Source organism: Mesorhizobium sp. YR577 (genome assembly GCF_900116595.1).
Classification (GTDB): Bacteria; Pseudomonadota; Alphaproteobacteria; order Rhizobiales; family Rhizobiaceae; genus Mesorhizobium_M.
This window is the reverse complement of sequence record NZ_FPBI01000002.1, coordinates 417427-434032: the sequence shown is the minus strand read 5'-3', so window position 1 is coordinate 434032 and position 16606 is coordinate 417427. Positions and strand designations below refer to the sequence as shown.

Sequence of the window (16606 nt, the reverse complement as noted above, 5' to 3'; positions counted from 1 at the left end):
ACATGATCGGCGTGGATCGGGCTTGCGAGCTCATTTCTGCTATGGTATGCCATATTATAGCATATAAGAACGAGCCACATGAAGAAGATGATGGCTTTCAGAGGAACGGAACATCTATGAACCAGCCTATTATTGCAGGTGGCATTTTCGCCGCGTTCGTGTTTGCCGCTCAGGTGGCCAATGCGCAGGATTGCAGTCCGAAAATTCCGGACAATCTCCTCACCACTCCCGGTCATTTCGTCATGGCGACGAGCCCGACGCTGCCGCCGATGGCCTATGCCGATCAGCAGGGCGTGCTCAAGGGTTTGCGCGTCGAACTGGGCTACGAGATTGCCAAGCGGCTTTGTCTCAAGCCGGAATATATCAGCACGGAATATGCGACCATGGTTCCGGGCCTTCAGGGCGGGCGCTGGGATATGATCAATGCCGGGCTGTTCGTGACGCCCGAGCGTTTGAAGATCCTCTATATGATTCCTTATGAGAAGCTGGCTATCAGCATTTCAACGTCTGTCTCCGGGGGCGCGCCGATCGCAAAAATCGACGACCTCGCCGGCAAGAGGATCAGCACTGACATTGGTGGCTACGCCGAGCGCAAGATCCGAGAGTTGAATGAGGATTTCAAGACGCGCGGTCTTCCTGAAATGACCATCAATCTCTTCGACAACTATGCCACCGTCTATCAGGCCTTGCGCGCCGGGCAGGTGGACGCTGCGGTCTCGATCGATCCGGTCGCCAAGCAATACCAGGATCGTGGTGAGTTCACGCATGCGCTGAACGGCATGTATCCGACGCCCGGATCTCTCTCCTTCGGCAGCAAGGATATCGCCGAGGCGGTTGCGGCCGCGCTTAAGGAAATGGAAGCGGACGGCTATCTCGACAAGCTGATGTCCGAATATGGAGTCAGTCGCGCCGACGGCGGCATCGTCGTCGAGGGGCCGCAGGGTTAAGAATCCCACTACCCGTTCGGTTTCCGCGCGCAGCAAGCGCATGCGCGCCATTGCCGCCGTCTGGTCATGCAAATTCAGGCCCGGTGAACGAAAGGAGGCGCTCCGTTGGCGCCTCCCAGAACCTGACAGTGCCGGCGATCAGCCTCGCAACAGAATCACAGGAGAGAACGAGTGAAGGGTTGGAACTGGGAAGGGTTCTTTGAATACCTGACAAACCCATATCTGCTCGAGGGTGCGCTGATAACGCTTGGCCTCACTATTTTTGCCATGGTGTTCGGCCTGATCCTCGGCTTCGTTGTCGCGCTTATGCGAATGTCGAAATACCGGGTTCTTTCGGTGCCCGCATATTTCTACACATGGGTAATGCGTGGCACGCCTCTGCTGGTGCAACTGATCATCATCTACACAGGTCTGCCGCAGCTCGGCATCCGATTTTCAGTACTGGAATCGACCCTCATCGGGCTTACTCTCAACGAGGCGGCCTACCTTTCCGAGATCGTGCGTGCCGGTATCTCTGCTGTCTCTCGCGGGCAGCTCAATGCCGCGCGCGCCATCGGGATGAGCGAGTTCCAGGTCATGCGCTACGTCGTGGCGTCTCAGGCGTTCCGCATCATCATTCCGCCGCTGGGCAATTCGGTGAACGGCATCCTCAAAACCACCTCCATAGCCTCGATCATCTCGATGGAGGAGCTGCTGCGCCGCACGCAGGTGCTGATCCAGGAAAAGTTCCTGGTTCTCGAGCTCTTTATCGTTGCAGCCCTCTACTACCTCGTCATGACAACGGCATGGGAACTGATCCAGCGCCGGATCGAGAAACGTTTTGGGCGGGCGTTTGACGTTCAGGCCACGACGCTCGAGCAGCGCTAGTCAGCTTCGTTTCGGGAGAACAAGAATGCAGCCCTCCGACGTCATGCTGGAAATGCACTCCGTGAACAAATGGTACGGAAGCAACTTCCAGGTTCTGAAAAACTGCACGCTTAAAGTTGCCAAGGGGGAAGTGGTCGTTGTCTGCGGCCCGTCGGGTTCGGGCAAGTCGACGCTTATCAAATGCGTCAACGCGCTTGAGCCCGTCAACGACGGCGAGATTCTGATTGACGGGGTCAAGGTCACCGATCCGAAGACGAACATGCCGCAGTTGCGGGCCAAGGTCGGAATGGTATTTCAGCATTTCGAACTCTTTCCCCATATGACGGTGCTTCAGAATCTATGTATCGGGCAGGAGAAGGTTCTGGGGCGCTCATCCGTGCAAGCGAATGAAAAGGCTGCAGCGCTGCTCGAACGTGTCGGTTTGACGGGCCATGGGCACAAATATCCAATACAATTGTCAGGTGGCCAGCAGCAGCGTGTGGCCATCGCCCGTGCGCTTGCAATGGATCCGATAGCGATGTTGTTCGATGAGCCGACATCGGCTCTCGACCCGGAGATGATCAACGAGGTTCTCGACGTCATGATCGGGCTTGCCCATGAAGGCATGACGATGATCGTCGTGACTCACGAGATGGGTTTTGCCCGGAAGGTCGCCAACCGGGTCGTGTTCATGGATGCCGGCGAGATCGTTGAAGATACCGAAAAGGAAAAATTCTTCGCCGACCCTAAAAGCGACCGCGCAAAGCAGTTCCTGTCCAAGATTCTCTCTCACTGAACCCGGTACAATGATCAATCGCATTCTCACTCCGCGCGAACTTCTTGTCGGTGGCGGTGCCGTTAACGGGCTGCCTTCGGTTCTGCAGAAACTCGGTGTTTCCAACCCGCTTTTCGTGGTTGATCCCGGTGTCTTCAGGCTTGGGCTGGCCGACGCGATAATCGAGTCCATTCGCGCGGAGGGAGCGTCGTTTGGGGTCTTTTCCGATGTGGTTGAGGATCCGACGGATGTTAGTGTCGCCCAGGTCGTAGTGCTCCTCGCAGAAGGCAAGCATGACGGCGTGATCGCGATCGGGGGAGGCAGCGCGATAGATACGGCGAAGGCAGCCGCAATCGTCCACAGCACGGGGGAGAATGTCCGCGCGTTGAAAGTTCCGCGTATCGTGGACTTCGACGTCATGCCGCTGGTTGCCATACCGACGACCGCCGGCACCGGCAGCGAAGTGACGCGGGCCTGTGTCATCACCGACAGCGAGCGCCATGAGAAGATGCTGATCCTCGGCACGGCTGCATTGCCGACCGCCGCCATCGTCGATTTCGAATTGACGCTCTCCTGCCCCTATCGCGTGACCGTCGATACCGGTCTGGATGCCCTTACCCATGCGCTGGAAGCACTCGTCAACCGCAATCGCAACCCGCATGCCGATGCATTGGCGCTGTCGGCGCTCAAGCTCATCGGAGCAAATCTGGAGACCGTCTGTTCGGATCCCCAGAATCGTAGCGCACGTGAAGCGATGATGCTGGGAGCCACCCATGCCGGCCTGGCGGTGTCGAACACATCGACAGCGCTGGTGCATGGTCTCAGCCGTCCGATCGGGGCGTTTTTCCATGTCCCGCATGGTCTGTCCAATGCGATGCTGCTGCCGCTTGTGACCGAGTATTCAGTGCTGTCTGCCCCCGAAGAATACGCCGCTGCTTCTCGGGCGCTGGGTTTCGCTACCGAGGCCGACAGCAGCAACAATGCCAATGAAAAGCTGATCGTCGGCTTCCGGCGTTTGAACAATCAATTGAAGGTTCCGACACTCAGGGCCTATGGCATCGACGGAAATCGTTACATGGAGCTGCGGCCGGAAATGGCTCGCCAAGCGCTGCAATCCGGTACGCCGCAGAACAATCCACGTGTGCCTGAATTGGAGGAGGTCATTGATCTCTACGATCGCGCCTGGGCTGAGTGATCGCGATCTTGCCGCAGCTTGCTCGACTTTGTCGAATCTATGTAATATGGCATTCCAAGGGCCATTGACCTCGTTCATCGGCGGAAGTTGGGGTTGCTCATCTCCAGATACACTGCCGCAAGGAAAAGCGGCTGGCGAAGCCACTATCGGCGAGCGGTTTTCAAGCCGATTGGCTGATATCGGCGGTCGAGAACGTTGGTTCGATATCAGGGAGGACGATAGATGACTATTGCCAAGCGTTCGTTGCGTGTGGACCGTCCCGAAAAAACGCTGCGGGAACTCGCGCTGGAGAGTCTGCGAGATGCTATTCTGGACTCGCATTTCAAGCCAGGTGTGCGATTGGTGGAACGTGACCTCTGCACCCAACTCGGCGTCAGCCGGACGATCGTTCGCGAAGTCTTGAGGCATCTTGAGTCCGAAGGTCTCGTCGCGACGGTTGGCACGAGGGGTCCTGTGGTTGCCGAGACGACAGCGGACCAGGCGCTGCAGATTTACGAAATCCGGGGCGCCCTTGAGGGCATGGCCGCCAAGCTTTGCGCGCAAAAGCAAGACGACCAGATAGGCGAAGATCTGCAGGCTGCACTCGAGCGCATCAAGGCCGGCTATCAGAAGAAGAAGATGGACCGGGTTCTTGCCGAGACGACGGAATTCTACCGTATCCTGTTCGCCGGCGCCGAGCGGGAGGTTGCGTGGGGCATCGTCAGCTCCCTGACTGCGCGCATCAACAGGCTTCGCTCGATGACCATCAAGACGACCGGCCGCGATGTCGAAGGACCGCGACAGATGCAGCATATCGTCGATGCAATCCGCAGCGGTGATGGTGAAGGCGCCTATCGCGCGGCGCAAGATCATATCACTCTAGCCTCATCCATCGCCCGCCAGCTGCTGGCCGAGACGACGGGCGCCTAGCAGAAAATTCTCGAAGAATCGGGCCGTAGCGCATCAAGTGGAATAAGGGTGCGGCGGGGGCTCTTGACATCTGAATGTTTGGCATACCATAATATGGATGCATATATTAGCATATGGAGTAACCGGTGCCGATCGCCATCCGCAAGACAATGCTGCAGGTCGAAACGACTTTCGTCGAAGGGGGCAAAAACGCAGGCCAGCCCCTGAAGCTCTATGCGGCGATGGCCGTGATCACCAATCCCTGGGCGGGGCGCGGTTTCGTGGAAGACCTCAAGCCGGAGATTCATGCCGTTGCTCCCGTACTCGGTGAGCTTCTGACAGGCATGATTATTGACGCTGTCGGCTCGGGTGCAGCCGTCGAAGGTTATGGCAAGGCGGCCGTGGTCGGGCTTGCTGGCGAGGTCGAGCACGCATCCGCACTCATCCATACCTTGCGGTTTGGAAATCATTTCCGCGAGGCGGTTGGCGCGAAGACCTATCTCGCATTCACCAACACGCGCGGACCAGGCAATGCGCCAATCATGATCCCGCTTATGGACAAATCCGACGAGGGCCGGCGCTCGCACTATCTCACCATACAAACATCGATACCCGATGCGCCGGCAGCCGATGAGATCGTGATTGCGTTGGGCGCCTCGGTGGGCGGGCGTCCGCATCACCGCATCGGCAACCGCTACGAAGACCTGAAAGAGCTAGGCCGTGATGTCGCCAATCCCGCAGCGGTCTAGGACGCCCGGTGGCGCGGCCTATATGGAGCAAGGTTCGGGAGAGCCTTTGCTTCTTATTCACGGTGTCGGCATGCGGCTCGAGGCCTGGGCGCCTCAGATAGGTGCACTCAGCCATACGCATCGTGTCATTGCGGTCGACATGCCGGGGCATGGCGAAAGCGACCGGATAGCTGCCGGGGCGTTGCTGCAGGATTTCGTCGCCTGGTTCGGCAAGGTTCTGGATGATCTTCGCCTCGAGAGCGTCAATGTAGCAGGCCATTCGATGGGCGCGCTGATTGCGGGGGGCATGGCTGCAAGTTTTGGGGCGCGGGTGAAGCGCGTTGCACTCCTCAACGGTGTCTATCGGCGCGATCCCGAAGCGAGAGCTGCAGTGCTTGCCCGCGTGGATTCCATCCGCGAGGGCCGGATCGACAGGGATGGTCCGCTGCGCCGCTGGTTCGGCGAAGGCAATGAGGATTCACCGGCATATCGCTTGACGCATGGCTGGCTCTCCAAGGTTGATCCTGAAGCCTACGCGACGGCCTACGCAGCTTTCGCGCAAGGTGACGCCACATATGCAGACGCATGGCCGCGTGTTGCATGCCCCGCACTTTTCCTGACTGGTGAACACGACCCGAATTCCACGCCGGCGATGGCCAAGGCCATGGCAGCGGCGGCACCGGCGGGATGGGCTCGCATCATCGCCGGGCACCGGCACATGGTGAACCTGACTGCGCCAGAAACGGTGGATGGCATCCTGACGGACTGGCTTTCCCACGAGGAGGTTCCCGCCTGATGGCTCTGATCGATCCGAGGGCACTGCGCGACGCATTCGGGGCGTTTCTGACGGGGGTCACCGTCGTTACGACACATGATGCGACGGGGCAGCCGGTCGGATTTACCGCGAATTCCTTCACCAGCGTATCGCTCGATCCGCCCTTGCTCCTGGTGTGCCTTGCGCGCAGCTCACGGAATTTCGAAACGCTGACCAAGGCGCAGGGCTTTGCAATAAACATATTGTCGGAGACGCAGAAGGATATTTCGAACACCTTTGCGCGTCCGGTCGACGACAGATTTGCGAGCGTTGACTGGAAGCCCGGACCGCATGGCGGGCCGGTATTCTCTGACGTTGCCGCCTGGTTCGATTGCTCGACCGAGACGATCGTGGACGGCGGAGACCACGTTATCCTGATCGGCAAGGTCGAAGCCTTCGAAAACGGCAAGTCGAACGGTCTCGGCTATGCGCGCGGAAGCTATTTTACACCTTTACTTGCACAGAACGCGGTCTCGGCCGCGGGCTCCGAAGCCACTGTCATTGCCGGGGCCGTGGCAGCCCGGGATGGCGAGGTGCTACTCGTCGAGAAGGAAGCCGGCGTTTACACGCTGCCGTCCTGTGAACTCGTTTCGGGAGACGGCCCGGAAAAGCTGCAGAAATATCTGTCAGAGGCAACGCGCCTTTCGGCCTCGATCGGGTTCATCTATTCCGTTTATGAAGATACTGGCGCTGCGAAACAGCACATCGTCTACCGCTGCCAGCTAGGCGCTGGTGAACAGGCAGCCGGACGCTTCTTTGCCATTGACGCCTTGCCGCTCACCACTGTTGCCGACCCAGCCACAGCCGACATTTTGCGGCGTTATGCTGCTGAAAGCGTGCTCGGGAATTTCGGCATGTATGTTGGCAGCGAGCGCAGTGGGCGGGTCCATGCCGTTGCCGGAAAGGTCCAGTCATGAAGTTTTCGCTGTTCGTGCACATGGAACGGCTCGACGCGGATCAGAGCCAGCAGAGCCTCTACGATGAATTTATCGAGCTCTGCGAGATCGCCGACCGTGGCGGTATGCACGCGATATGGACCGGCGAACACCATGGCATGGACTTCACGATTGCGCCGAACCCGTTCATCAATCTCGCCGATCTTGCCCGCCGCACCAAGAACGTCCGCCTCGGAACAGGCACGGTCGTCGCCCCCTTCTGGCATCCGATCAAGCTCGCCGGTGAGGCAGCGATGACCGACATCATTTCCGGCGGACGGCTCGATATTGGCATCGCGCGCGGTGCCTATAATTTCGAGTATCAGCGGCTCTCCCCCGGCCTCGACGCATGGGGCGCTGGCCAGCGGCTCAGAGAGGTAATCCCGGCCATCAAGGGGCTTTGGGCGGGAGACTATTCCCACGAAGGCGAGTTCTGGTCATTCCCGTCGACGACCTCGGCACCAAAGCCTTTGCAGCAGCCACATCCGCCGATCTGGGTGGCGGCGCGCGATCCGAACTCGCATGAATTCGCTGTCGCCAATGGCTGCAACGTGCAGGTGACGCCGCTCTGGTTCGGGGACGAGGAGGTCGAGAGCCTCATGGGGCGCTTCAATGATGCCTGTGGGAAATATCCCGAAATTGAGCGGCCGAAGATCATGGTGCTGCGCCACACTTATGTCGGCAGCGACGAAGCCGACATCGAGCAGGCGGCGCGTGAGATCAGCGTCTATTACAATTACTTCGGCGCCTGGTTCAAGAACGAGAAGCCGATCAGTCAGGGGCTCATCGAGCGGTTGAGCGCGGAAGAAATTGCCGCGAATGCGGTCTACGCCCCGGAGGTCATGCGCCGCAACAATGTAGTGGGCACGCCTGCCGAGGTGATCTCCCGGCTCAAGCATTACGAGGCGCTCGGCTACGACGAGTATTCTTTCTGGATCGACACCGGCATGAGCTTTGAGCGCAAGAAGGCATCGCTTGAGCGCTTCCTCACCGATGTCATGCCGGCTTTTGCAGGATAGGGGCGATGAGACGTTTCCAGCACTATATTGACGGCAAGTTCGAGGATGGGACGCAGTCCTTTGAAAGCCTCGACCCGGCCACCGGTACAGCGTGGGCCGAAATGCCCGAAGCGCGTGAAGCCGATGTCGACAGGGCCGTGACCGCTGCGCACAAAGCTCTCCATGCAGGTGCGTGGCCGGCCATGACCGCAACAGCACGCGGCAAGCTGATCTACCGCCTGGCCGATCTGGTAGCCAGCAATGCAGCCAAGCTGGCTGAACTTGAGACGCGGGATACCGGCAAGATCATTCGCGAAACCTCGGCCCAGATCGCTTATGTCGCAGAATACTACCGCTACTATGCAGGGCTTGCCGACAAGATCGAAGGTTCGCATCTCGCCATAGACAAGCCGGACATGGATGTCTGGCTTCGCCGCGAACCGGTTGGCGTTGTGGCCGCAGTTGTTCCCTGGAACAGTCAGCTGTTCCTGGCAGCCGTCAAGATCGGTCCGGCATTGGCTGCCGGCTGCACGCTTGTCGTCAAGGCGTCTGAGGACGGTCCCGCACCTCTGCTCGAATTTGCGCGTCTCGTGCATGAGGCGGGTTTCCCGGCCGGCGTCGTGAACGTCTTGACGGGTTTCGGCCAGACCTGCGGTGCAGCGCTGACCCGGCACCCGAAGGTTGCGCATATCGCCTTCACCGGCGGTCCGGAAACGGCAAGGCAGGTCGTACGCAATTCGGCCGAGAACCTGGCCAGCACCTCGCTCGAACTCGGCGGCAAGTCGCCGTTCATCGTTTTTGCCGACGCGGATCTCGAAAGTGCGGCCAATGCGCAGGTCGCAGGCATTTTTGCAGCGACAGGACAAAGCTGCGTTGCCGGATCGAGGCTGCTGGTCGAGGCGTCCGTGAAAGATCGCTTCCTCGCCATTCTCAAGGCAAAGGCCGAGGCAGTGAAAATAGGGTCGCCGCTCGATATGGCCACCGAGGTAGGACCGCTCTGCACCAACCGCCAGCGCGAACTCATTGGCGAGATCGTCGCGAGATCGGTGGCAGCGGGCGCCGAACTCGTCACCGGCGGGCACCTGCCCGCGACGCCGGGTTTCTACTATCCGCCCACGATCATCGATTGCACGAAGGTAAAAGCGCCATCGGTCGAACGTGAACTGTTCGGCCCGGTTCTGTCGGTGCTGAGCTTTACGAGCGAGGAAGAGGCTCTGGCCCTGGCTAACGAGACGCCATTCGGCCTCGCGTCCGGCCTGTTCACGCAGAATCTTACGAGGGCTCACCGCATGATCAAGCGCATCCATGCGGGCGTCGTTTGGGTCAACACCTATCGCGCCGTCTCGCCGATCGCACCCTTCGGTGGCTATGGCCAATCCGGGCATGGCCGCGAGGGCGGACTTGCGGCGGCACTCGACTTCACGCGCACCAAGACTGTTTGGCTGAGAACATCGGATGAACCGATCCCCGATCCATTCGTCATGAGGTGAATGAGGATCGCGCCCAGGCGCGAATGAGCAACGTAACTGACCAAGACAACAAAAATGGGAGCAAGGGAAGATGCGTAAGACAATAAAGATGGCAGTGGTTGCTGCCGCGTTGAGTTTGACTGGCGTTGCCTCGGCAGCGGATCTCGTATTCACAAGTTGGGGCGGTACCACACAGGACGCCCAGAAGGCGGCATGGGCGGACAAATTCGCCGCCGACACCGGTGCGAATGTCCTGATGGACGGCCCGACCGACTACGGCAAGATCAAGGCGATGGTCGAGGCTGGAAGCGTCTCCTGGGATGTGGTCGACGCCGAAGGCGATTATGCCGTGCAGGCGGGCCAGAGCGGCCTTCTGGAAAAGCTGGACTTCAACGTCATCGACAAATCGAAGCTCGATCCGCGCTTTGTCACCGATTACAGCGTCGGCAGCTTCTATTACTCTTTCGTCATCGGCTACAACGCCGATACGGTCAGCGAAGGCCCGAAGACCTGGGCAGATCTGTTCGACACGCAGAAATTTCCCGGCAAGCGCACCTTTTACAAATGGTCTGCCCCCGGCGTGATCGAGGCGGCATTGCTGGCCGACGGTGTTGCCCCGGACAAGCTCTACCCGCTCGATCTGGATCGCGCCTTCAAGAAACTGGATACTATTAAGAGTGATATCGTCTGGTGGACCGGTGGGGCGCAGTCCCAGCAGCTTCTCGCTTCCGCCGAGGCGCCATACGGCATGTTCTGGAACGGTCGCCTGACGGCGCTGGAGCAGACAGGCGTTAAGGTTGGCGTCTCCTGGGAGCAGAACATCACCGCGGCGGATTCGCTCGTGGTGCCCAAGGGCACCAAGAACAAGGATGCGGCGATGAAGTTCATTGCGCTCGCGACCAGTGCCGAGGCGCAGAAGGATTTCTCCATCGCCACAGGCTATGCGCCGACGAATCTCGGTTCCGCTGCCCTGATGGATGAGGCGATGCGCAAGACTTTGCCCAACGCACAGTCGGCAAGCCAGGTGAATGCCGATATGAACTACTGGGCGGCAAATCGCGATGCCATCGGCACGCGTTGGTACGCCTGGCAGGCGGAGTAATCGATTTGCCGCCGCGCCTGTCGAGGATGCGGCGGCATTCGTAACAGCCTGACCTGATGGAGCGGATGATATCCGCTCCATCAGCCCCTGGGAGTCAGCATGTCGGCAGTGGCAGAAACAACAGCGGCAGGAAACTCGGAACGCGCACGCGGATCGAGCGGCTGGGCCTATGCACTGCCCGCGCTGTTGTTGTTGCTGGTATTTTTCGTCGTGCCGGTCGTGGCGCTCCTGCTTCGCAGCGTTCTCGAACCTGAACCGGGGCTGGGCAACTATGCGACGCTTTTCGGTTCCTCGACCTATCTGCGCATTTTCCTGAACACTTTCATGGTGTCCGCGGTCGTCACGGCACTTTCGGTGGTTATCGGCTTTCCGGTGGCGTGGATGCTGGCCATCATGCCGTCCCGTTGGGCTTCGGTGGTGTTCGCAATCCTCCTTCTGTCGATGTGGACGAACCTGCTTGCGCGGACCTATGCGTGGATGGTGCTGCTCCAGAGAACCGGCGTGATCAACAAGATGCTCATGAACCTCGGATTGATCGACCAGCCGCTGGCGCTGCTCAACAATTTGGTCGGGGTGACGATCGGCATGACCTATATCATGCTGCCCTTCGTGATCCTGCCGCTGCGCGGTGTCATCAAGGCAATCGACCCGGCCATTCTTCAGGCCGCCTCACTATGCGGCGCGACGCGTTGGCAATGCCTGACGCGCGTGCTGATACCGCTCGCGCTTCCGGGTATCGCTGCCGGCGCCCTGATGGTTTTCGTGATGTCGCTCGGCTATTTCGTAACGCCCGCGCTTCTTGGCGGCACCTCGAACATGATGCTGGCCGAGATGATCGCGCAATTCGTCCAGTCGCTCGTCAACTGGGGCATGGGGGGAGCCGCTGCCTTCGTGCTGCTGGTGGTGACACTCTGCATCTACGGCATCCAGCTTCGCCTCTTCGGCGCGGGCCGTCTCGGCCAGGGAGCATAGAACAATGCTTCTTGATTTTGATCGCCTTGGTGTCTGGAAATGGGTGCTGGTTACGATCACCGCGACGGTCGCGCTGTTTCTCTTGCTACCCATCGTCTTCATCGCTGCCTTATCCTTCGGAGACTCGCAATGGCTGCTTTTTCCGCCGCCGGGCTGGACGCTGCGCTGGTATCGCGATCTGCTTGCCGATCCGCGCTGGCTGGAGGCGGCCTGGACCAGCGCCAGAATCGCAATTGCCGTCACGGTCCTGTCGGTCGTTCTCGGCCTGTTTGCATCGCTTGCCCTGACGCGCGGAAACTTCCGCGGCCGTGAGATACTACGGGCATTCTTCATCACGCCGATGATCCTGCCGGTCGTCGTGCTGGCCGTGGCGCTTTATGCTTTCTTCCTGAAGATCGGTCTGAACGGCACATTTTTGGGCTTCATTCTCGCGCATCTTATTCTGGCCTTGCCGTTCTCGATCATCTCGATCAGCAACGCGCTTGAAGGTTTCGACAAGTCGATCGAGGACGCCGCCATTCTTTGTGGGGCGAGCCCATGGGAGGCGCGGTTCCGGGTAACGCTGCCTGCGATCAGCCATGGGCTCTTTGCGGCGGCGATCTTCTCCTTTCTCGTTTCGTGGGACGAGGTGGTGGTCGCGATCTTCATGGCGAGCCCAACGCTGCAGACGCTTCCCGTCAAGATATGGACCACGCTGCGGCAGGATCTCACCCCGGTCATTGCGGCTGCTTCCACGTTGCTGGTTCTTTTCACGATAGTTCTGATGCTGCTTGCCGCACTCGTGCGCAAAGGAATGAAAAAATGACGACGCCTTTTCTCCAGATACGGAACATCCGGAAGGCATATGGCGACGTCACGGCGGTAAAGGACGTAACGCTCGACATTGCTCAAGGCGAGTTCGTGACCTTCCTCGGGCCGTCGGGTTCGGGGAAAAGCACGACGCTCTATATCCTGGCGGGTCTTCAAAACCCGACTTCGGGTGATATTTTTCTGGATGGGCGCACATTGCTCGATACGCCGCCGCACAAGCGCAATATCGGCATGGTTTTCCAGCGCTACACGCTTTTCCCGCATTTGTCGGTGGGCGAAAACATCGCCTTTCCACTGCGCGTTCGGCGCAAGCCCAAGGTGGAAATCGACGCGGCTGTGCGGCGGGCGCTCAAACTGGTGCGGCTCGAAGGGTTCGAGGATCGGATGCCAGCCAAAATGTCAGGCGGGCAACAGCAGCGCGTGGCGCTGGCGCGTGCCCTTGCCTACGACCCGCCGGTGCTCTTGATGGATGAGCCACTGTCGGCGCTCGACAAGAAGCTGCGCGAGGAGATTCAGTACGAAATCCGGCGTATTCATCAAGAAACCGGAGTGACCATTCTTTATGTCACCCACGATCAGGAAGAGGCGCTACGGTTGTCGGACCGCATTGCGGTTTTCAGCAAGGGCATCATCGAGCAGGTCGGCACCGGTACTGAACTCTACGCCAATCCGGCAACCCGGTTCGTGGCGGAATTCATCGGCGACAGCGATTTCCTCAAAGGCAGGATCGAAGCCACAAACGGTAAAAGCGCCGACATTCGCATCGGTGAGCATCTCGTCCTTCCGGCGGTTTCGGTCCACGGCAGCGCACGGCCTGGAAACGAAGCTGCGGTGATGTTGCGGCCGGAACGGCTCACTTTGTCATCGACACCGGTCTCAACGGCCGGAAGCCTTGCGGCCACGGTCAAGGACGTGACATTTCTTGGTAACAATACGCATGTGCTGACTGAGACCGCTACGCAAGAAGTGCTTTCGGTGCGCCTGCCTTTTGGTCACGAGGCGGCTGGTAGCCTGCGGCCGGGCCAACCGGTCTGGGTGAGCTGGGATTCGTCGTCAGCTCACGCGTTCTGCACTTAACGAACGATGCGTTTTTCGTTCGACGGATCGCATAGGCGAATGAACGACAGAGCGCTCTCTGTGAGGCGCGCTAGCCGTGAATAGTTGTAAATGCCCCTAAGTCGAAATTTCGTGCGCATTTTGTCCAGCGCTTTTTATGGTCAGGCGGAAGCTGTTTCGAATGGCAGAATATCCTTCATCTTATAGGCGACTTCGGTGCGGTTCGTCGCTTTCAGCTTGCGCATGATATTGCGGATATGAACCTTTACCGTGCTTTCGCGCAGGTTCAGTTCATAGGCGATGACCTTGTTTGCCTTGCCGCGGCGCAGGGCTTCGGCGACATCTGCCTGACGCGGCGTGAACAGATCCGCAATGGCCGAACGCTTCGGCTTGGCAGACAGGAAGGCGTCCTGCATGGCAAGCACGCTGCTCACCGGCACGAAAACCCCGCCGGCCAATGTCAGCTTGATCGCCTCGACACATATCTCAACGCCAACGGACGCCGGGATATAGCCTTTGACGCCGCAATCGAGAGCGGTGAAGACCTGCGTGAGGTCGTCGAGATCGGCAAGAATCACGACCGGTATCGACTTGAACTCGGACACGACTTCCCTGATTTCGGCGCTGACTTCGGCATCCGTGACCTTGTTTGCACCGATATGCAGGAGAATAGCGGCCGGAGGCAGATGGAGATCGGTGTTTTCGCGCCAGTCTTCAAGCGAACTATATGCTGCGACTTCCCGAAGGCTGCCTTGTCCCGCCAGGCTGCGCGACAGACATTCGCGGGTAAGTGCGCGGCAATCGATCAGAACAAGTGACCGATCTTCCGTAGATTGCCGTTCAAGGTTGATTTCTTCCGAAGAAGGGGTGATTGCAGGGCTGGTAGGATACCTTGCGCTGCTGTGTGCTGAAATAGATATCATGTGGCTTACTTCCTCATATATATCCGGTTTGCCGGGAATTTCTTTCCCAGGCTCAGCGCACGATGCATCTCTTGCGGAGATTCGTATGTGAAGGTTGTTACATTCATTGATTTTGCTATCAGCAGGTGATTTGCCGAAATGATGATTCAAGAATAACGAAGCATTGAAACAGATTCGTGACTTGAAGAAAGCAAAGTCCAATGAGCAATTTCGATTGCGGCTTGCAGATCAAGGCGTTAACTTTTCATACCGGGGACGAAAAGGTAACAGGGGGATATGGCTGAGCGGCAGTATACGCGTCAGCTCGCGACTATAATTTCCATCGACGCGGTGGGCTTCTCACGCCTGATGGGCCTCAATGACGAGGCCGCTGTTTCCGCGTTCGAGGAACGGCGGGGAGTGATTGTCGAGAGTTGCACTTCCTTCGGCGGCCGAACCTTCGGCGCCGCCGGTGACAGTATCATGGCAGAGTTCGGCACGCCGATCGACGCCTTGCGGGCGGCGTTCGACTTCCAGGAGAAGATCGCATCGATCAACGCTTCCGCTCCCGAAGAGATACGCATGCCGTTTCGAGCAGGCATCAATACGGGCAATGTGATCGTAAGGGACGAAAGCCTCTACGGTGACGATGTGAACATCGCCGCCCGCATTCAGGAATTCGCGCCGCATGACGGCCTCGCGATATCCAAGACGACCTGGCATCACGTGAAGGACAAGTCCGTCGCCGAATTTACGGACCTTGGTGAATTCTCGCTCAAGAATATCGCTTTGCCGGTTCAGGTTTTCATCGCCGCGCGCGGAGGCAAGCCATCTCCTTTGATCGCGGGTTTATATGGGTCAGCGCGACCAAACCCAGCGCCGAGCGGGCCGCCTGCAGTCGCGGTACTGCCATTCAGTATCGAGGGTGACGGTCGCGAAATCGAATATATGGCCGAAGGTATAGCCGAAGACATCATCCAAGGTCTTTCCAATACCAGATGGCTGCCGGTGATTGCCAGGAGCTCCAGTTTCCAGTTTCGCGACGATACACTCGGCGTGCGGCTTGTCGGCAATGCGTTGGGCGCACGCTATATCGTCAGCGGAAAGCTTGCCCATGGCGGCGACAAGATACGCGTTCACGTGAACCTTGCCGACGCTTCCAACGGTAGGCAGGTCTGGTCGCGCCGCTTCGACCGCGATTTCACCGGCATTATCGACCTTCAGGACGAGATCGGCGCCGAAATCGTTTCCATCCTGGAAAAAGAGGTCGACCGGGCGGAGCAGGTGCGCACATTCCAGGTGCCGTGGGAAAGCATGGAGACATGGCAGCTTGTCCGGCGCGGGCGCTGGCACATGCAGCGGCGCACAAGCGAAGATACCAAGCTTGCGCTTGAGTTTTTCGAGAAGGCTTTTCTGGAAGATCCGAATTCCTCGGCCGTGCTCAATGAACTTGCCTGGTGGTATTTCTGGCGGGCCTGGCTGCGCTTCGGCCACATCGAGGATCTGGCCAAAGTGGTCGATTTCTCTCGCAAGGCGCTGTTGATGGACAGCCAGGATGCGCGGCCGCACGCCCATCTCGGTATCACGGAAATCATGCGCGGGCGCCCGAAACTGGCTCTCGAGCATCTTGGCGAAGCACTTCATATCAATCCGAGCTTTGCCTTCGCGCGCTCGGCCATGGGCAGTGCTCACCTTCTTCTTGGACAGGCGAGGCAGGCTATGCCCCTGCTGCTTGACGCCGAACGGCTGAGCCCCTTCGATATCTATGGTTTCCACAATCTCGGCGAACTGACCGCGGCCCACTCCTTCATGCATGACTGGGATGCCGCGATCGAGACCGCCAACCGGTCGCTCGACCTTTCGCCAGGTTATTTCTATGCCCGCTTTCTCAAGGTTGGCGCGCTTGCGCGCAGCGGAAGGAGAGCCGAGGCGAAGCGGGAGCACGCTATTTTCGAGACGCGCCATCCGGATTTTTCGATTGATCGCGTGGCATGGATACCCTTCACCGAAAAGTCGGCAAACGCATATCTGATCGAGAATTTCGAGTTGGCGCAGCGAGATTGAGGCCAGGCCGGGCGGCATTGTGAAGCAACTCACATACGCCGCGGTTACGCCGCCATAGATCACATCGTTGGGCTATCCAAATGGCTGAAGACGCCAGGGCTTTGA

Annotated in this window: 16 protein-coding genes; 15 read left to right on the top strand and 1 reads right to left on the bottom strand. The window is 58.9% G+C overall.

Annotated elements, in window-relative coordinates; all coding sequences use genetic code 11:
- Nucleotides 1-116 precede the first annotated feature (116 nt).
- The 14 genes from BM413_RS04930 to BM413_RS04865 all read left to right on the top strand — a co-directional run bounded on the left by BM413_RS04930 (nucleotide 117) and on the right by BM413_RS04865 (nucleotide 13556).
- A complete protein-coding gene (locus BM413_RS04930; protein WP_091910986.1) occupies nucleotides 117-947 on the top strand; it encodes an ABC transporter substrate-binding protein in 831 nt (276 codons plus the stop codon).
- Between the two features lie 171 nt (nucleotides 948-1118).
- Nucleotides 1119-1814, top strand: coding sequence for an amino acid ABC transporter permease (locus BM413_RS04925; protein WP_091910984.1), 696 nt, complete (start codon nucleotides 1119-1121; stop codon nucleotides 1812-1814).
- A gap of 43 nt (nucleotides 1815-1857) precedes the next feature.
- Entirely contained in the window at nucleotides 1858-2589 is a 732-nt protein-coding gene (locus BM413_RS04920; RefSeq protein WP_091911138.1) for an amino acid ABC transporter ATP-binding protein, read from the top strand.
- A 10-nt stretch (nucleotides 2590-2599) separates the two neighbouring features.
- Nucleotides 2600-3763, top strand: coding sequence for an iron-containing alcohol dehydrogenase (locus tag BM413_RS04915; RefSeq protein ID WP_091910982.1), 1164 nt, complete (start codon nucleotides 2600-2602; stop codon nucleotides 3761-3763).
- A 222-nt stretch (nucleotides 3764-3985) separates the two neighbouring features.
- Nucleotides 3986-4672, top strand: a complete 687-nt coding sequence (locus BM413_RS04910; RefSeq protein WP_091910980.1) for a GntR family transcriptional regulator — start codon at nucleotides 3986-3988, stop codon at nucleotides 4670-4672.
- A gap of 125 nt (nucleotides 4673-4797) precedes the next feature.
- A complete protein-coding gene (locus tag BM413_RS04905) occupies nucleotides 4798-5400 on the top strand; it encodes an amino acid synthesis family protein (RefSeq protein WP_091910978.1) in 603 nt (200 codons plus the stop codon).
- Nucleotides 5375-6175 carry an alpha/beta fold hydrolase gene (locus BM413_RS04900; protein WP_091910976.1) on the top strand — a complete coding sequence of 267 codons (801 nt, stop codon included), beginning with the start codon at nucleotides 5375-5377 and terminating at the stop codon, nucleotides 6173-6175. Before BM413_RS04905 ends, BM413_RS04900 begins: the two co-directional genes overlap by 26 nt.
- The gene (locus BM413_RS04895) at nucleotides 6175-7110 is read left to right on the top strand and encodes a flavin reductase (protein ID WP_210188906.1); all 936 of its coding nucleotides are present in this window, start codon (nucleotides 6175-6177) and stop codon (nucleotides 7108-7110) included. Before BM413_RS04900 ends, BM413_RS04895 begins: the two co-directional genes overlap by 1 nt.
- Nucleotides 7107-8147 carry an LLM class flavin-dependent oxidoreductase gene (locus BM413_RS04890; protein ID WP_091910973.1) on the top strand — a complete coding sequence of 347 codons (1041 nt, stop codon included), beginning with the start codon at nucleotides 7107-7109 and terminating at the stop codon, nucleotides 8145-8147. Before BM413_RS04895 ends, BM413_RS04890 begins: the two co-directional genes overlap by 4 nt.
- Before the next feature lie 5 nt (nucleotides 8148-8152).
- Nucleotides 8153-9616, top strand: a complete 1464-nt coding sequence (locus BM413_RS04885) for an aldehyde dehydrogenase (protein WP_091910971.1) — start codon at nucleotides 8153-8155, stop codon at nucleotides 9614-9616.
- A gap of 70 nt (nucleotides 9617-9686) precedes the next feature.
- The gene (locus BM413_RS04880; protein ID WP_091910969.1) at nucleotides 9687-10697 is read left to right on the top strand and encodes an ABC transporter substrate-binding protein; all 1011 of its coding nucleotides are present in this window, start codon (nucleotides 9687-9689) and stop codon (nucleotides 10695-10697) included.
- A 99-nt stretch (nucleotides 10698-10796) separates the two neighbouring features.
- The gene (locus BM413_RS04875) at nucleotides 10797-11669 is read left to right on the top strand and encodes an ABC transporter permease (protein WP_091910967.1); all 873 of its coding nucleotides are present in this window, start codon (nucleotides 10797-10799) and stop codon (nucleotides 11667-11669) included.
- Between the two features lie 4 nt (nucleotides 11670-11673).
- Nucleotides 11674-12474 carry an ABC transporter permease gene (locus BM413_RS04870; protein WP_091910965.1) on the top strand — a complete coding sequence of 267 codons (801 nt, stop codon included), beginning with the start codon at nucleotides 11674-11676 and terminating at the stop codon, nucleotides 12472-12474.
- Entirely contained in the window at nucleotides 12471-13556 is a 1086-nt protein-coding gene (locus tag BM413_RS04865; protein WP_091910963.1) for an ABC transporter ATP-binding protein, read from the top strand. The genes BM413_RS04870 and BM413_RS04865 overlap by 4 nt, the downstream gene beginning before the upstream one ends.
- A gap of 140 nt (nucleotides 13557-13696) precedes the next feature.
- On the opposite strand, the gene BM413_RS04860 is transcribed toward BM413_RS04865, so the two are convergent.
- Nucleotides 13697-14659: a response regulator transcription factor gene (locus BM413_RS04860; protein WP_244537757.1), complete on the bottom strand. Its 963-nt coding sequence runs from the start codon at nucleotides 14657-14659 to the stop codon at nucleotides 13697-13699.
- A 75-nt stretch (nucleotides 14660-14734) separates the two neighbouring features.
- Between BM413_RS04860 and BM413_RS04855 the strand changes: the two genes are divergently transcribed.
- Nucleotides 14735-16501 (top strand): adenylate/guanylate cyclase domain-containing protein, encoded by a 1767-nt coding sequence (locus BM413_RS04855; RefSeq protein WP_091910959.1) that lies wholly within the window; start codon nucleotides 14735-14737, stop codon nucleotides 16499-16501.
- Nucleotides 16502-16606: the final 105 nt, after the last annotated feature.